Source organism: Mucilaginibacter sp., from assembly GCF_036383575.1.
Taxonomy (GTDB): domain Bacteria; phylum Bacteroidota; class Bacteroidia; order Sphingobacteriales; family Sphingobacteriaceae; genus Mucilaginibacter.
The window spans coordinates 1-15445 of record NZ_DASVOB010000541.1; the positions used below are offsets into that span (position 1 = coordinate 1).

Consider the following 15445-nt stretch of genomic DNA (forward strand, 5'->3'; position numbering starts at 1 on the left):
TAAGGTTCATCAAGCACTTCAGCTGCTTTTTTATAAGTTTCGTCGGATACGCGGCTGGTGATCAGGGTTACTTCTTCGGTAAGGGCCAGTATGGCACGCTCCTGCTCATCAAAGAAAGGGGTATCGCGCCAAACGCTGATGTTGTAGATGCGGCGTTCGGTTTCGCCGGCTTTGCGGGCATCGGTGGTGTGCATATCTACACAAAAGGCACAGCCATTAATTTGTGAAGCGCGGATCTTGATCAGGTCTTTATGACGGGTGGTTAACTCGGTGCTTTCAATGTATTTTTCAAGGGCGATCATGGCCCTGTATCCAGCTGGTTCGGCGATGTTTATTTTTAAGCGGTTCATGTTTTTTTCTTTTTTGTTAATACAAAGTTGGGGATAAACATGCCCTCAAAAAATGAACTGAGTTTAAGAAAATCAGATTTTTTTGGCCCGGAGCCTGCTTAAAAATTGTGGGGTGAAGCCTAAGTAAGAGGCCAGCATATATTGGGGCACCCGCTGTACAAAATCAGGAAACAGGCTGGTGAAATGGCGGTAACGCTCCTCGTCGTTTTGATTGAAGATATAGCCAATGCGCCGTTGCGATGCGACGAAGGCCTTTTGCATCATAACACGAAAGTACCCTTCCATCTGTGGTACTGCCTCAAACAAGGCTGCGCGGTTCTTTTCACTAAGCAGCAGCAATTCTGAAACTTCAATGGTTTGAATATAAGTAGTAGCCGGCTGATGGTTGAGCAGACTGTCCTGATCGGCTATCCACCAGTTTTCCAGGCCGAACTGGATGATTTGCTCATTAAGCTTGTTGTTGACAAAATACTGCCTAACCAGTCCTTTGGTTACAAAATAGTTGCCTGCACAAAGTTTGCCGGGTTCTAAAATGAACTCCTTCTTTTTAAATTTCTTTAATTCAAAGTGTTGGCATATGCTTTCCTCATCAGCCGTAGATAGCTGAACATAGCGTTTAATGTGGTTGATGAGTTCGGGATACATATTATTGGGCACAAATTTCTCGAATTGGATCGAATTACACGAATTAGTATTTATGAGTATTCTGGCTATACTAATTGTTATTCATAATTTAAATAGTTCGTTCCGAAATGTGTTTCCACAGGATCCACTGTTCATTTCCTAAGTTTTTAATTTGATGCTGAATCATTAAGGATTTTAATTCCGGGTAGTTTTGGTGATAATAAGTTGATAATTTCGCTACCTTTTCATCGCTTGCAATCAGGTATAGATATTCGTTCGCATTTTTCTTGCCGGATATACAATAGGTTAAAAACCCTGCAATCTCATTGATTTTATAAACTTTTTTCAAACCAAAGCCAAAGTTGCGGACCCTGGTTATTGTATCGTCATCAATGATGATTTTTTGTGTTTTATAATTTAATTGATGCCCTATCAAACTACAGATAGTACAATTGAAAATCATATAAGGAAATGTTAGGAAATGAAGCGGCTTGCCACGGGCAAAAAGAATGTCGAAATTGGTGAAAGCATATGTAACCATCACAATACTCAAAAACAGGCACATCAGCAGAAAAAACTTTGGCCAAAAATTGAATTTAGATTTCATATGTTTAAGAAGGATAATTCAATAAACTTTATCAGTCCCGTCAAGTTCTGCTTTCTCTTCATAGCCTAAACTCAGGTCGTCTTCAATTTTTTGCCTGCTGGGGCGCACGTAAATGAAATAGGCAACAAGGGCCCCTGCTATGGCCATGAAAATCAGCTTACCGGTTAATAAGAAACCTATAATACTAAATAATGAAGGCCCCTCAAGTAATGCGAGCCTGATTATAGTAGCGGATTGATAGGCAATGAGTTTAGCTTTCAGCGGGCTGTCTCTTCTGATGTTGCTTAAAAGTTTTAGAAACAGGAAATGTCCTGCAATAAAACAAGTAATGGCTAAAACAGGTGCAATATAGATTAGCATATCATTGGCTGCGCCTTTTTCCTGGCTTTTAGGAATTATAAATGTAACCGCTGCAAATAAAATCTGGCCTGCTGCAAGGGCCATGTGTATAATATTGAGTGTTTTTACGATAGCCGCCGGGCTTTGATTTTGTGGTTGTTTACTGATCATGTGATATGGCTGGTATTTTGTTGTACCAAGTTAAATAATAAACTTAAAATCCGAAACGCGACTTTATGGTTGTTTGCCGGATGCGAGTGTCATCTGCTATCAGTCGTAAAACACCCTGATAATGTCATTTTCGCCCCCTTTAGTCTCGTGATATAGTGGCTAACTTTATCCTAAACAAAATCAAACTATCATGACAACTAAAGAAATTGTGCAACAGGTTATCGACGCTTTTGATAATAACGACGTTGAAAAGATCCTACGCTTTTTTGCCGATGACGTAACATGGACTATGAAAGGTTCGTCCATAACTATAATGAACGGGAAGAATGAAGTGGAGCAATTTTTAGGCGGGATGGAAGATGTAAAAATGGTTTCATCAACCAAGGACCATATTGTTGTGGAGGGCAACACTGCGGCTGTTGACGGACTTGTTCAATGTAAAGGCAAAAACGGTGAAGACATGGCTATGTACTATGCCGATTTTTATGAGCTGGAAAATGATAAGGTGAAAACGGTTACATCGTACATAGTTGATAAAAAGGACTAAGTTGTTTTTTGAGGCGAAAGGGAAAAGATTAAAGGCTTTGACCTTTGCTATCTAAACTTCTTCCAGTGTCAGCAGGTTATCGATACCGGCCCTGTCGATTAACGATTTGAGGTGCTTTTTGCCGCCATCTTCGGGTTTTACTACAGTTAGATATGTTTTGCCTCTTTCGGTACTTACATAAAAAGCCTGGCTATTGGCTTCAATACGGGCTATGGCTTCGGCAACGGAGATCACCACCCTTGGCCTGTCTAACGATTCGTAATAACCGATGTGGGTTATTTGCTCATGCGTGCTTGATGCTTTGGGTTTATTAATACAGTTTACCTGGTAGCTTGCCATAAAATATAAATGTGGTATGGGTAAAGATAGGGTTTATTAGATAAGATTATTGAAACTGTAAAATATCGTCATGTTGTTGTTTCTGCATTTAGAACGGGTGTCTGTCTGAGTCCGTTGAAGCGTGGTGAGGTAGCCTTTGCGCGCGTCCTTCGACAAGCAGCCCATTATATTTTTAAAAGCGTTTGTCATTCTGAGCGATAGCGAAGAATCTTCTACAAGATACAGAGCCGGAATGCAAGGCGAAGAAGATCCTTCGTTCCTCAGGATGACAATAATAGCAGATGTTATTTAACCTTTACCGATTTCAATTCTCTCTAAGTCAAGATGAGGCTTTACATTGTTTAATTTTAAAACCCTTACTTTTGTCACTCATCAATCCCCATAAATTTGTACTCAAAAGAACAGGCAACTCAATTAAAACAGGCTTTCTGGACAGCGTTTGGACAATACCTCAAACCACAGCTTTCGGCCGATGGTCTGCGCACTAACTGGGTGAATTATAAAACGGGTATTAAACACCTGTACTTTAAAATGGAGGCTGATAAGAGATCAGCTTTTATCGCTATTGAAATGAGCCATCCTGATGCAGACATTCAGCAATTGATGTTTGATCAATTTATTGAATTGAAAAATATCCTTAGCGGTCAGCTTAATGAGGAGTGGGAATGGCAGCTGCATACAACCGATGAGTACAACAAAACCGTAAGCCGTATTATTAAAACCTTGCCCGGTGTAAGCGTATTTAACCAACAGGACTGGCCAGCGCTGATCTCCTTTTTTAAGCCCCGGATCATTGCGCTTGATGAGTTTTGGAGTATGGCGCAATATAGTTTTGATTTGTTCAGGTAGGGCTACTAATGTCTAAAACTATCGTCATTGCGAGGAACGAAGCAATCGCGAACTTTACAGAGCGGATCTGCAAATTGGGGATTGCTTCGTTCCTCGCAAAGACGGGGTAGAGAATGCAATGACGATTCCTTTACGCCATATGCGCCACATCGTCACCTGCTGTTAAAAAGCAATGATGAACCGTGTCAATAACATCACTCAAATTAAAAGGTTTGGCAATAAAAGCATCCGAACCGTAGTTGCCCAATGATTCCAGCACGCGCGGGTAGGCCGATACCATCACTACCGGGATGTGTGCCGTCGCCGGGGTGGTTTTTAGCATGTGGCAAAGCTCGCCACCGTTTATACCGAACAAAATGTAATCCAAAATTACAAGGTCAGCATTTGCTGATAGGGCCGCCTTGCATATGTCATCAGTATAGTTCAGTACCTCAACTTCATAGTGCTCCATTTCAAGAGCTTCTTTCATCACTTCCAAAATATCCTCGCTATCATCAAGGATCAATATCTTTTTCGACATAATTAATAATTGGTAAAGAAGATAACGCGGGGAGCGTTTCTTTTGTTTTCAAAGTTAAATCCAATTATTGTAACAATCAAGTAGCAACCTGAGGCTCTAAAAATATATAATATTTACAGCTTCAGGCTATCCACCATACTATGAACTGATGCCAAAACTATATCCAGATTTGCTGGGGAATCCGTCACTTTTGAGATCATGATACCGCCCTCAATAAGCGCTATCATAGTTAACGCTGTTTCGGTGGCGTTGATCTCCGGCTTCAGTTCGCCGGCTTCAATACCTGCTTTGATGAGGTTTTCGATGCCGGTTTTCCAGCGGGTTATTGCCCGGGCCGCTTTATCTTTTAGTAATGGGTTGGTATCGTCCGCATCAACAGCGGTATTCAGGATAGGGCAACCGCCGGGAATAAAATCACCGCGGGTAAAGCTGTGATATACCTGGGCATAAACCAATAATTTATCATGATAGCTGGTTGCCCGTTGAATCCTTTCCTGGATTTGTTTACGCACCTTGCCCGAGTTATATTCAAACACTTCGGCAGCTACTTCCTCCTTGTTTTTAAAATTGCCATAGATGCTACCCTTGGTAAGGCCGGTAGCCTCGGTAAGGTCAGACAGGGAGGTGCCTGCGTAGCCCTTTTTATTAAATATGGATGAGGTACGCTCAATGATGAACTGGCGGGTACGCTCGGCTTTTGACAATTCGTTTTCCATAATACAAATATACCAACTGGTATTTAGTTTTTAGTGGTCACTTATAATTACAACAGTTCGTGCTTGTTTTTTACGGTTGATAACCAGGAACAAGAGTGGCATCGCCAGTAAAAATACTAAGCCCGAAAAGAGGTACGCATCCAGGTAACTTAGCAGATATGATTGCCTGTTGATGGTATTATCAATAACGGCAATAGCTTTTTTCTGGGCATCAAATGACGAAAAACCCCGGCTGCTGAAATAATTGGTAAGCTTAGCTATCCGCATTGTAGCCTGATCATTGAAGATATTAATATTTGCAAGCAGGTCGCTACGGTGTAAGCCGAAGCGCTGGGCTACATAGGTGTTAATAACCGCGATGCCAAATGAGCCGCCCAACTGCCGCATCATGTTATTTAGGGCAGTTCCCTGTGGTATATCTTTAAGCTCGAGCCCTGATACTGCAAGGGCAGTAAGCGGAACGGTTAATAAGGCAATACCCATTGCCCTGTAAATTAGCGGGCCAACCAGATCCCCGGGAGCGGCTTCCAAGTTCATGCGCGACATTTGCCAGGTAAAGGTGATGAAGATGATGAAGCCGGCTGTGATAATAATTAATGGTGATACTCCTTTTTTAAGCAACGTGGCCGAAAATAGTAGGCCTACAATTGCAAGGACCGCACCCGGCAATAAAATAAGCCCGGTAATAGTAGGCGGAAACAGCAGCACCCTTTGTGCAAGCACAGGTGTAAGGAATACCGAGGTAAACAACCCGAAGCCGGTCACAAAGGTTAATATGGCTGCAACGGCAAGTGATTTACTTTTCAGTACCCTTAAATCAATAACCGGGTTAGCAGTTGTAAGCTCCCACCAGATAAAAGTACTAAGACTTATAACAGCCACTATGGTAAGCACAATAATGTAACCTGCCGAAAACCAATCATCAGTTTCACCGCGTTCCAATACTGTTTGGAGTGAGCCAATACCTATCACAAGCAGGAGAATACCCCACCAGTCCACACTTTTGGCTTTGACTTTGATCTCGGGTTCGGTAACCAGCAACAAGCTTGATATAGTTACTGCGATGCCGATAGGAATATTGATGAAAAAAATCCATGGCCAGGTATAGTGCTCGGTGATAAAGCCGCCCAGGGTAGGGCCGATGGTTGGGCCTAAAAATACCCCCACGCCAAATAATGCGCTGGCTATACCCACACGTGCTTTACCGTAAACTTCAAATACAATTGCCTGCGATACTGATAGAAGTGCACCGCCGCCAATGCCCTGTAAAAAGCGGAAAGCAACCAGTGTCCAGATGTTTGAAGCAAACCCACACATGGCCGAAAAGAACGTAAAGGCGATAATAGACCCGATATAATAATTACGGCGACCAAGCTTGGTTGTTAAAAAGCTGGTCATGGGTATTACGATGATGTTGGCAATGGCATAGGCGGTGATCACCCATGAGGTATCTTCAAGCGTGGCACCTAAGTTACCGCTCATGTGCGAGAGGGCTACGTTTACTATGGAAGTGTCTATCAGTTCCATAATAGCAGCAGCTATAACGGTAATGATGAGGATGCTTTTTTTCATTGAAGTAAGAATTATAGATCTGTAATTACCCTAAAAAATACCAATCGGTATTTTTTAGGGTAAAAAATTAAACCAGGGAATTATCTCTGGTGAAGGGCTTTCAACGCTTCGGCTGGGTTTGAGAGGAACAAACGGTAAAATGGTTCAGTACCACCAACGCGGATCTCGTAGTTATTGGTTTCGAAGCCGGCTACAAATTCATCCGCAACTTGTGAAGCTGGGATACCATTATGGCCGCCAATCTCTGCCGAAAATTCGGTGTCAACCAATGGAGGCATCAGTTCAAATACTTTAATATTAGTGTCTTCTAAAGCGGCCCTTAACGAAATGGTGTAAGAGTGTAAAGCGGCTTTAGTAGCTGAGTAGGTAGCAGTTTGTTTGCCAGGCAAAAAGGCAACTATTGATGATACGTTTATGATAGCTGCTTCGCTTTGCTGTTGTAATACAGGCAGCAATCTTTCATTTAGTCGTACAACAGAAATGTAATTTGTAAACATTTCTGTTTGTGCATTTTCAAAAACGTTAGGCGTAGTAAGCAGGTCGTTAATTGAAGCTGCACCAGCGTTGTTGATCACTACGTTTAGTTGCGGGAAATCTTTTTTTACTTGTGCAGTTAAGGCTTCCACATCCTCTGCATTGGATATATCGGCTTTAATTGCAGTTACATTTTGTAATTGTGCAGCGGCTTTATCCAAACGTTCCTGGTTACGGCCAATGATAATTACATGGTTATTTTTAGCAGATAGTTGTTTGGCTATTTCAAAACCTATGCCGGCACTGCCGCCGGTGATCAATACGGTGTTTTCTGAAGTTTTCATGTTGTTGTGTGTCATTAATTTCGACAAGACAAAAATATACCAATCGGTATATTTTTTTATCATCCATTTGTCATTGTTGTAAATTGTTGATTTTTAGGGTGACTTGGTGATTGTTGCGCTCGTTGCTAACAAATGCGAGTGTTAAAAAAACATGTCATTGCGAGGAGGCACGACGAAGCAATCTCGTAGCTTTACAGGGCGAATATGCATTGGCTATGAGATTGCCACGCTACGCTCGCAATGACATGCTTTTTTGAATAGCTTTTAAGAAAGTATAAACACCGATAAACTCCGCGGCCCGTGCGCTCCGATAACCAGTGATTGCTCAATATCAGCGGTTTTGGACGGGCCTGATATGAACGAGCCATAGCCGTAATCAGCATCGCTAATAGTTTCATAAGCCTGTGCCATGGTAGGCACAAAATCATCTTTGCCAATCACCACTGCCAAATGTTGGGCAATAAAAGGTAATACCCGGCTGCCCATGTCTTTTTCAGTAAGCCAGAGTGCACCGTTTTCGGCAACGCCAAGGTCGGTACGCAGTACGGTTAACTCCACATCGGCAAAAGTATGACCATCGTCGTGCTTTACAGCATCGGCATAAATGTAGTCGCTCAGTTCATTAAGGGCAGATATGATCTTTACCCCGGGCTTAAATTCATTTTTGAGGATGGTTTTGATCTCATCAAAGCCACTTACTTCATAAATAAAACTACCACCTGCTGTTGCAATGGTTTTATATTTAGCTACCAGGTCGGTTCGGACATCAGTTAGCGTGTTCAGCACTTCCATATCAGGCAATGGGTTAGCTGTAGGCTGGTTGAATTTTACAGCGGCTAAGATCTTTTCGCGGCTCATGAATTTTTTGCTCCTTTCCTTTTGGCATACCACTCGCCAAATGACTCATCTGGTGCTTTGGGCATTTCCCTTTGATTGTACCAGGGGTTTAATTTATTGTTTACCGCAAATGAGGCATATTTAAATACCAGTCTGCCGGTTTTACCGCCCATACGGTATAAGGTTGGTGAGGCCAGTGTTAAAGCCATGGCCTTCATGGCCATAGTTTTTGTTTTGGGTGAATATCCTTCTTTAACAATTACCTGCCTCCATTTATATAGCTGATCATGAATATCTATTTTAACCGGGCACACGTTGCTGCACGAACCGCAAAGGGTGGAGGCAAATGGCAGGTCGGCATATTTTTTCATGTCGAGGTTAGGGGCCAGGATAGAACCTATTGGCCCGGCAACGGCTGTATGATAGCTGTGTCCACCACTTTTACGATAAACCGGGCAGGTGTTCATACACGCCCCGCAGCGGATACATTTTAAGGAATTACGGAACTCTTCACGCCCCAGCTGAATGCTGCGCCCGTTATCAACAATAACAATATGAATTTCGGTGCCATCCTGCGGTTTGCTGAAATGGCTGGAATAGGTAGTAATGGGTTGCCCTGTAGCACTACGGGTAAGCAGGCGCAAAAACACACCAAGGTGTTTCCTTTCAGGGATGATCTTTTCAATACCCATCGATGCGATATGGATCTCGGCCAGGTGAGCGCCCATATCAGCGTTACCCTCGTTGGTGCAGATCACAAACTCGCCGGTTTCGGCTACCGCAAAATTAACACCGGTAAGGGCTGCGCGACGGGTTAAAAATACTTCGCGCAAATGCTGGCGGGCTGTTTCAGTCAATATCTTAGGATCTGATTCACCTTTGGCCGAGCCTAAATGCTCATGAAAAATATCGCCTATTTCTTCCTTCTTTTTATGGATACAAGGCAGAACGATATGGCTTGGCGGTTCATTGGCCAGTTGTACAATACGCTCGCCAAGGTCGGAGTCAATTACATCGATACCCTGATCTTTCAGGTATTCGTTTAAATGGCATTCCTCGGTAAGCATCGATTTGCTTTTAACCATTTTAGTGATGCCCTTTTGCTCAAGCAAGCTATGCACAATCTGGTTATGTTCGGCAGCATCGGCCGCCCAGTGTACAATGATGCCGTTTTTGATAGCATTGGCCTCAAACTGCTCCAGGTAGGTGCTCAGGTTTGAGAGTACGTTAAATTTTATCTGTGATGCTGTTTCGCGCAGCAATTCCCATTCTGGGAGTTTATGCGCGGCGATATCCCGTTTGGCGCGTACCCACCACAGGGTTTCATCGTGCCAGTTTACACGGGGCTCGTCGCGGTTAAATTCAGCAGCTAAATGTGGGTGATCTTTGGTAGTAGCGGTACTCATTACATGCTGTGGTTTAAAATTTCGGCTACGTGAATTACTTTAACATCGCTGTTTTGGCGACGCAGAATGCCTTCTAAATGCATCAGGCAAGAAAGATCGGCTGAGGTAATATATTGTGCGCCATGCGATACGTGGTCTGCTACACGGTCTTTACCCATTTTGGCCGATACAGCCTCTTCAACTACGCAAAACGTACCGCCGAAACCGCAACAATCATCCTGGCGGCTCAAGGGTACCAGTTCCAATCCGTTCACCATATCAAGCAGTTGTGCCGGTTTGCTAAAAGGTTCGGCAACCAGCTCGCTCATTTGGGCAATCCGTAAACCGCGTAACCCGTGACAGCTTTGATGCAGTCCAACCCGATAGGGGAAACTGGCTGTCAATTGTTTTACCCTCAATACATCTACCAGAAACTCGGTAAGCTCATAAACCTTTTTGCGGATCTCGGTTGCCTGTTCCTCTTTTCCATCGGCATGTAAATGCTCCTTGATGTGCAGGGTACAGCTTCCCGAGGGACAAACGATATAATCGTATCCCGAAAAATTATCGACAAATAAATTATTACAGCCGCCGGTTAAATGCTCGTAGCCCGAATTGGCCATCGGCTGTCCGCAGCAGGTTTGATTTTTAGGGTAGTGGACCTCACAGCCAAGTTTCTCCAGTAACTCCAGCGTAGCAATAGCCGCTTTGGGGTAAAACTGATCAACATAACAAGGAACAAACAAAGCAACTCTCATCGTTTACACGTTTACTTTAAATTGGTTAAAGCAATATTAACGTTTATAATTTGCACAACTATCCTTTGGTATCCTGCAAGTAAATCAAACGCTTATATATCAACATCGAAAGTACAGCTAAGTGTGATACGAGTTTTCAATTTTATTTGCAAAATGTTGACGTTTATTTGCAGGTACTGCGATTTGTCTGAACCTGGATTTGAGGGGAATTTGTTGGATTGAGGGGAGGGTTTTTTTTGTCTGAACCTGAATTTATAGAATTAAGGAATTAACAAAATGTTAAGCAAATTCGAAAAAATTCTCCTGATTCCATAAAATTCGAGTTCAGACAAAAATCTTATAAATCACTTAACCTGCTCAAATCCCGGTTCAGGAAAATCAGCGAAATCAACGTAATCATCTAAATCAACGGTTGGGGCTCACTGTATATAAGCCAGCTTCACATCCTTATAAACAGGTTTCTGCAACTGTTTTTTCAATCCCTTAAAACTTTCCATTGGTCCTTGCGCGGCAAACATATTAATGAGCCATGCCGGTACCGAACCTCCCGGGTCAAGATGTAGGGTATAAACAATACTTACATGGGCGCTGTCAACAGGGGTAATTACCCAGCGGCCGGTTGAGTTTTCAACCCTTACAATACCGTCCTTTGCAGGTACCATGTTTGATATAACCGGTGCGTCGATAGTAACGACTTTGGTTTTAGGGTCCTGGGTAACTTTTAAATGCGCTACAAAATCGCGGTTATGTACCGGCCAGGGTATGTTCACTTCTGAATAGTAATATATATCTGATGGTGATACCTCTTTAATAACGGTTGCTGATTTGGTATGGTAAACCCATTCTGCACAGGTTTTTATATCCATCAATACAGCTACCAATTGAGCGGCAGTTGCATTAAATGTACATTCTACTTTAATGGCTTTGATCTTTGAGTCGGCGATGTGTCGGGTATAAACTCTAATACCTTCCTTGTCGCTGCTTAACGACCAGGGTTGTTCCGGGCCGGCTACGGCAAATTTTGTAACAAATAATAAAAATACGATAGTAAATATCCTGCGCATGGTATCAGTGACTGTAAATAAGGTGTGACAAATTTATATACAAAAACAGGCCGGGGTTGCCCCGGCCTGTCAGTAAATGGTCATTTGATATGCGCCAATATTAAAATATGAAAATACTATGGCATTTGCAGCTTTATTATTTCAGCTCGAATACATAACTCCCCGCTGTTGCTTTGTAAGAGCTGTTGATGGCAAGTGGCTTGCCGCCCAGGTAAACTCTACCTGCCGGGAAAGTGATAGTTGCAGTTGAATTGGCCGGTACAGTAACTTTATAAGTTACTCCGTTGTTGGTACGCTGCCATGAGGAAATAATGTTACCATAAGGCCCTTTATGCGTAGCCGTAAACTCATTCAGCCCGGGTACAAAGTGCGGTTGTAGTAGGACGTTTTTAAAGCCAGGATGTTCAGGATCAGGGTGGATGCCGGCAATGCCTTTGTACAGCCATGCACCAATTTCGCCAAACATGATGTGGTTTAGAGAGATATCTGATTTGGCATCTATCTGCCAGTTTTCATACAAAGTTGTCGCGCCGTTCACCATCCACCAGCCCCATGATGGGAAGGTTTCCTGGGATGCGATTTTGTAAGCTACATCTGCGTGACCGTTATCGCTCAAAGCACTTAAAATGGCTTTGGCACCAAGAATACCCACATCTAAATGGAAGTTATCGGCAGCAACACGTTGAGCAAGGTTATCCGCTACCTTGCTTTTCAGGTTTTCAGGAACTACGCCCCAGTAAAGCGGCACGCTCAGTTCCGTTTGCAGACCTTTACCGTAAATGCCGGTAGTAGTATCTAAATATTTTGCATTGATAGCATTCCTGATCTTATTGGCTAATGCGGTATATTTTGTATAGTCGGCTTGTTTGCCTAATATTTTAGCAGCTTTAGCTAATATACTGGCATCGGTAAAATAATAAACCGATGACGTAAGTTCAACCGGCGAAACTGATTTTACCGGTACCCAATCGCCCAGGCCCCAGGTGGTAAGCCCGGTTGGGTAAAGCTCATCAATATGGTTTACATATTTTTCAATCGCATTATAGCTATCAGCCAGTAGTTTACTATCTCCATAAAATAAATAAATATTGTACGGAATAATGGCGATGGTGCTGGTCCAATCGGGGCCGTTACCCCATTCATAGCCCCAGCCGCCGGTTGGGATGATAGATGGCAACACACCGTTAGGCTGCTGCTCATCGCGGTGGTCAGCCAACCATTTTTCGTAAACAGTAATACCGTCGAAGTTATATAAGCCAGTTTCGCTGGCAATGTGGGCGTCGCCTGTCCAGCCATTCTTTTCGCGCTGTGGGCAATCGGTAGGGTAGCCGAAAAGGTTGCTCAGGTAACTATTGTTGGTGGCTGTCCATATCTGGTTAATAGTTTGGTTTGATGCTTTGACCGTACCAATCGGCTCCACATCGCTGTGCATAAAAAATGCTTTGATGTTTTCTTTACTTATCCGGATAGGTTTGCTGCTGCTCACTTCTATGTACTGAAACCCTTTGTAATTAAAGCGAGGTGAAAAAGTTTCTTCACCTTTGCCGCCTAAAATAAAAATATCGGTTTGGAAAGGGTCTTTATCATCGGTTGGACGGTAGTGCAGATCAATATTGGATTGATCAACGTGCCCATTTTTGTTCAACCTTTCGGCATGTTTTAGGCGAATCACTGTTCCAGAATCACCTTTAACCGTAATCTGGCTTACACCCGAAATGTTCCTGCCCATATCAAATACCCAAACATCGCTGTCAATTTTGGTTACGCCTTTGGTGCTGATGGTATCAACCGCGCGGATAGGCTGCATAGCCTGCGATACAATATTCATGGATGGGGCCGAACGGTTAATGACCGGCTTCCATTTGCTGTCATCAAAATTTGCGGTGTTCCAGCCCGCTTGTTCCAGTCGACCATCATAATGCTCGGCAGTATAAATACTATTGAAAACAATAGGGCTAAGCGAGGTTTTCCAGCCGGTGCCCGATTTTACGGTTTCAACTGTACCATCGGTATAAGTGATGCGCAAATCCATACAAAATGCCGGGCGACCACGCCATGGTGCCTGGTGGAAGAACCATACAGCCGTACTCTGATGATTATACCAGCCGTTGCCTAACAATACACCAACCGCGTTTTTGCCACTTTGCAACTGAGCAGTAACATCATAAGATACATAAAGCGTACGCCTGTCAAACCGGGTGTACATTGGATCGAGCCTATGATTGCCGATCTTTTTTCCGTTGAGATATAGCTCGTATAAACCAGCAACAGCAATATAAGCCCTTGCCGAGCGGATAGTTTTTGTCACCTTAAATGTATTCCGAAAATAGGGGGCAGGGTTTACCGCTATCCCTTTGTTGTCGCTGATCCATGAGCCTTTCCAGTTTTGCATCCCCATCATGCCGGTTTCAAAGCTATTTATAGCTGATGGAGCAAGTTTTTTACCCGCCTGGTCCCAAAGCTGAACCTTCCAGTAATATTTAGTAAAAGGTTTTAGTTGCTGGCCATTATAAATGACAAGGTTGTTTGATGAAGCAATTTTGGGAGTAGCCCAGTTGCTGCCTTTACCAGTAGAAACCGCAAGTGAATCAGTACCAACAAATAGTTGATAAGCGCTTTGAGCAGCTCCTTGCGCTTTATCGTTCATGAGCCAGGTTAAGCGGGGATGGACGTTATCAATACCTATTGGATTTACAAGGTATTCGGATTTAAGACCCGTAGCCCCGGGCGTTTGGGCTTGTGATATTGAAAAAGAGCAGCATAATAAGGCAATGCTAAGCAATGGCTTACATAAAAGATGTTTCATGTGGTTAAGATAGCGGTTTATACAATATTGGCCAAAGCCTATGATATGTTGTCACAATCAACAATGTTAAACGGATGGTTTGGAATTTGCATCCTGAACTGTCTTATTTGTCTGAACCGGGATTTGGGGGGGATTTTTAAGATGGGCAGGATTGTGCAGGCGGTCGTGAGGATACGACCTCGGGGTAAAAAAGCATCGCCGGAAAAGCAAATCCCCCAAAATCCCGGTTCAGAAGAAAAATCCTGCGAATCCCTAAATCCTAAAAATCCCGGTTCAGACAGTAATCATGGTTCTCAATTTTTATACATTTGCACCATGAGCAAGCTATGGCAAAAAACTACCAATGTTAACGAACTGGTTGAAAACTTTACTGTTGGGCGGGACCGCGAATTTGATGAGCAAATGGCGGCGTTTGATGTTTTAGGGTCCCTCGCCCATACCCGCATGCTGCAAAGCGTAGGGCTGATGGACGATGCCGATCTTGAGCTTGTTCAGCGTGAGTTGAAAAATATTTATGCCGATATTGCCAAAGGCGGTTTTAAGATCGATGAACATGTAGAAGATGTGCACTCGCAGGTTGAACTGCTGCTCACCCAGCGCATCGGCGATGCCGGCAAAAAGATCCACAGCGGCCGCTCACGTAACGACCAGGTTTTGGTTGATCTTAAACTTTTCTTCCGTCATCAACTACAGGAAGTTGTTGAAAGTACTGAAACACTGTTTCGCCAGTTGATTGAACTGAGCGAAAAACATAAAGATGTTTTACTGCCTGGTTACACCCACCTGCAGGTGGCTATGCCATCATCATTCGGTCTGTGGTTTGGCGCTTATGCCGAAAGTTTGGCCGATGATCTGGAACTGGTTTTAGCAGCTTACCGCATCACTAATAAAAATCCCCTGGGTTCGGCAGCTGGTTATGGCTCATCGTTTCCGCTTAACCGTACTTTAACTACACAACTTTTAGGTTTTGATAGCCTTAATTATAACGTGGTTTATGCGCAAATGGGTCGTGGTAAAACTGAGCGTGTCATTGCGCAGGCTATCTCATCTATTGCTGCTACATTAGCTAAAATGGCTATGGATCAGGCGTTATACTTAAGCCAGAACTTTGCTTTTGTGAGCTATCCGGATGCACTTACTACT

17 protein-coding genes are annotated in these 15445 nt (G+C 43.3%); 3 read left to right on the forward strand and 14 right to left on the reverse strand.

Annotated elements, in window-relative coordinates:
- From VF500_RS19115 to VF500_RS19130, 4 genes are all read right to left on the reverse strand, one after another.
- Positions 1 to 350 (reverse strand): carboxymuconolactone decarboxylase family protein (locus tag VF500_RS19115; protein WP_330861209.1); only part of this gene is annotated, 350 nt, incomplete at its 3' end.
- Between the two features lie 72 nt (positions 351 to 422).
- Positions 423 to 995 (reverse strand): Crp/Fnr family transcriptional regulator, encoded by a 573-nt coding sequence (locus VF500_RS19120; RefSeq protein WP_330861210.1) that lies wholly within the window; start codon positions 993 to 995, stop codon positions 423 to 425.
- Positions 996 to 1083: 88 nt separating this feature from the next.
- Positions 1084 to 1581, reverse strand: coding sequence for a hypothetical protein (locus VF500_RS19125; protein ID WP_330861211.1), 498 nt, complete (start codon positions 1579 to 1581; stop codon positions 1084 to 1086).
- Positions 1582 to 1599: 18 nt separating this feature from the next.
- Positions 1600 to 2091: a hypothetical protein gene (locus VF500_RS19130; protein ID WP_330861212.1), complete on the reverse strand. Its 492-nt coding sequence runs from the start codon at positions 2089 to 2091 to the stop codon at positions 1600 to 1602.
- Between the two features lie 190 nt (positions 2092 to 2281).
- On the opposite strand from VF500_RS19130, the gene VF500_RS19135 reads away from it, so the two are divergent.
- Positions 2282 to 2638: a nuclear transport factor 2 family protein gene (locus VF500_RS19135; protein ID WP_330861213.1), complete on the forward strand. Its 357-nt coding sequence runs from the start codon at positions 2282 to 2284 to the stop codon at positions 2636 to 2638.
- 51 nt (positions 2639 to 2689) lie between these two features.
- On the opposite strand, the gene VF500_RS19140 is transcribed toward VF500_RS19135, so the two are convergent.
- Positions 2690 to 2977 carry a DUF3892 domain-containing protein gene (locus VF500_RS19140; protein WP_330861214.1) on the reverse strand — a complete coding sequence of 96 codons (288 nt, stop codon included), beginning with the start codon at positions 2975 to 2977 and terminating at the stop codon, positions 2690 to 2692.
- Between the two features lie 387 nt (positions 2978 to 3364).
- Here VF500_RS19140 and VF500_RS19145 point away from each other — a divergent pair, with 387 nt between their 5' ends.
- Positions 3365 to 3826, forward strand: coding sequence for a DUF4268 domain-containing protein (locus VF500_RS19145; RefSeq protein WP_330861215.1), 462 nt, complete (start codon positions 3365 to 3367; stop codon positions 3824 to 3826).
- 130 nt (positions 3827 to 3956) lie between these two features.
- Here the strand turns inward: VF500_RS19145 and VF500_RS19150 are convergent, their stop codons facing one another.
- The 9 genes from VF500_RS19150 to VF500_RS19190 form a co-directional block, all read right to left on the reverse strand.
- Entirely contained in the window at positions 3957 to 4346 is a 390-nt protein-coding gene (locus tag VF500_RS19150; RefSeq protein WP_330861216.1) for a response regulator, read from the reverse strand.
- 113 nt (positions 4347 to 4459) lie between these two features.
- The gene (locus VF500_RS19155) at positions 4460 to 5062 is read right to left on the reverse strand and encodes a TetR/AcrR family transcriptional regulator (protein ID WP_330861217.1); all 603 of its coding nucleotides are present in this window, start codon (positions 5060 to 5062) and stop codon (positions 4460 to 4462) included.
- Between the two features lie 30 nt (positions 5063 to 5092).
- Positions 5093 to 6634, reverse strand: coding sequence for a DHA2 family efflux MFS transporter permease subunit (locus VF500_RS19160; RefSeq protein WP_330861218.1), 1542 nt, complete (start codon positions 6632 to 6634; stop codon positions 5093 to 5095).
- Between the two features lie 80 nt (positions 6635 to 6714).
- Positions 6715 to 7452: an SDR family oxidoreductase gene (locus VF500_RS19165; RefSeq protein ID WP_330861219.1), complete on the reverse strand. Its 738-nt coding sequence runs from the start codon at positions 7450 to 7452 to the stop codon at positions 6715 to 6717.
- Between the two features lie 264 nt (positions 7453 to 7716).
- Positions 7717 to 8310, reverse strand: a complete 594-nt coding sequence (locus VF500_RS19170; protein WP_330861220.1) for a LutC/YkgG family protein — start codon at positions 8308 to 8310, stop codon at positions 7717 to 7719.
- Positions 8307 to 9695: a lactate utilization protein B gene (locus VF500_RS19175; protein ID WP_330861221.1), complete on the reverse strand. Its 1389-nt coding sequence runs from the start codon at positions 9693 to 9695 to the stop codon at positions 8307 to 8309. The genes VF500_RS19170 and VF500_RS19175 overlap by 4 nt, the downstream gene beginning before the upstream one ends.
- Positions 9695 to 10432, reverse strand: a complete 738-nt coding sequence (locus VF500_RS19180) for a (Fe-S)-binding protein (protein ID WP_330861222.1) — start codon at positions 10430 to 10432, stop codon at positions 9695 to 9697. The genes VF500_RS19175 and VF500_RS19180 overlap by 1 nt, the downstream gene beginning before the upstream one ends.
- Positions 10433 to 10851: 419 nt before the next feature.
- The gene (locus VF500_RS19185; RefSeq protein WP_330861223.1) at positions 10852 to 11496 is read right to left on the reverse strand and encodes an START domain-containing protein; all 645 of its coding nucleotides are present in this window, start codon (positions 11494 to 11496) and stop codon (positions 10852 to 10854) included.
- A gap of 136 nt (positions 11497 to 11632) precedes the next feature.
- On the reverse strand, positions 11633 to 14302 hold the full coding sequence (locus VF500_RS19190; protein ID WP_330861224.1) for an alpha-L-rhamnosidase: 2670 nt from the start codon (positions 14300 to 14302) through the stop codon (positions 11633 to 11635).
- 315 nt (positions 14303 to 14617) lie between these two features.
- Between VF500_RS19190 and VF500_RS19195 the strand changes: the two genes are divergently transcribed.
- On the forward strand, positions 14618 to 15445 hold an 828-nt coding region (locus tag VF500_RS19195; protein WP_330861225.1), incomplete at its 3' end, for a lyase family protein.

Excerpts from the sequence above, each read along its gene's own strand:
- VF500_RS19140 (WP_330861214.1), bottom strand. The coding sequence starts at position 2,977 with ATGGCAAGCTACCAGGTAAACTGTATTAATAAACCCAAAGCATCAAGC.
- VF500_RS19135 (WP_330861213.1), top strand. The coding sequence starts at position 2,282 with ATGACAACTAAAGAAATTGTGCAACAGGTTATCGACGCTTTTGATAAT.
- VF500_RS19125 (WP_330861211.1), bottom strand. The coding sequence starts at position 1,581 with ATGAAATCTAAATTCAATTTTTGGCCAAAGTTTTTTCTGCTGATGTGC.
- VF500_RS19165 (WP_330861219.1), bottom strand. The coding sequence starts at position 7,452 with ATGAAAACTTCAGAAAACACCGTATTGATCACCGGCGGCAGTGCCGGC.
- VF500_RS19170 (WP_330861220.1), bottom strand. The coding sequence starts at position 8,310 with ATGAGCCGCGAAAAGATCTTAGCCGCTGTAAAATTCAACCAGCCTACA.
- VF500_RS19155 (WP_330861217.1), bottom strand. The coding sequence starts at position 5,062 with ATGGAAAACGAATTGTCAAAAGCCGAGCGTACCCGCCAGTTCATCATT.
- VF500_RS19180 (WP_330861222.1), bottom strand. The coding sequence starts at position 10,432 with ATGAGAGTTGCTTTGTTTGTTCCTTGTTATGTTGATCAGTTTTACCCC.
- VF500_RS19150 (WP_330861216.1), bottom strand. The coding sequence starts at position 4,346 with ATGTCGAAAAAGATATTGATCCTTGATGATAGCGAGGATATTTTGGAA.
- VF500_RS19130 (WP_330861212.1), bottom strand. The coding sequence starts at position 2,091 with ATGATCAGTAAACAACCACAAAATCAAAGCCCGGCGGCTATCGTAAAA.
- VF500_RS19175 (WP_330861221.1), bottom strand. The coding sequence starts at position 9,695 with ATGAGTACCGCTACTACCAAAGATCACCCACATTTAGCTGCTGAATTT.
- VF500_RS19185 (WP_330861223.1), bottom strand. The coding sequence starts at position 11,496 with ATGCGCAGGATATTTACTATCGTATTTTTATTATTTGTTACAAAATTT.
- VF500_RS19120 (WP_330861210.1), bottom strand. The coding sequence starts at position 995 with ATGTATCCCGAACTCATCAACCACATTAAACGCTATGTTCAGCTATCT.
- VF500_RS19190 (WP_330861224.1), bottom strand. The coding sequence starts at position 14,302 with ATGAAACATCTTTTATGTAAGCCATTGCTTAGCATTGCCTTATTATGC.
- VF500_RS19160 (WP_330861218.1), bottom strand. The coding sequence starts at position 6,634 with ATGAAAAAAAGCATCCTCATCATTACCGTTATAGCTGCTGCTATTATG.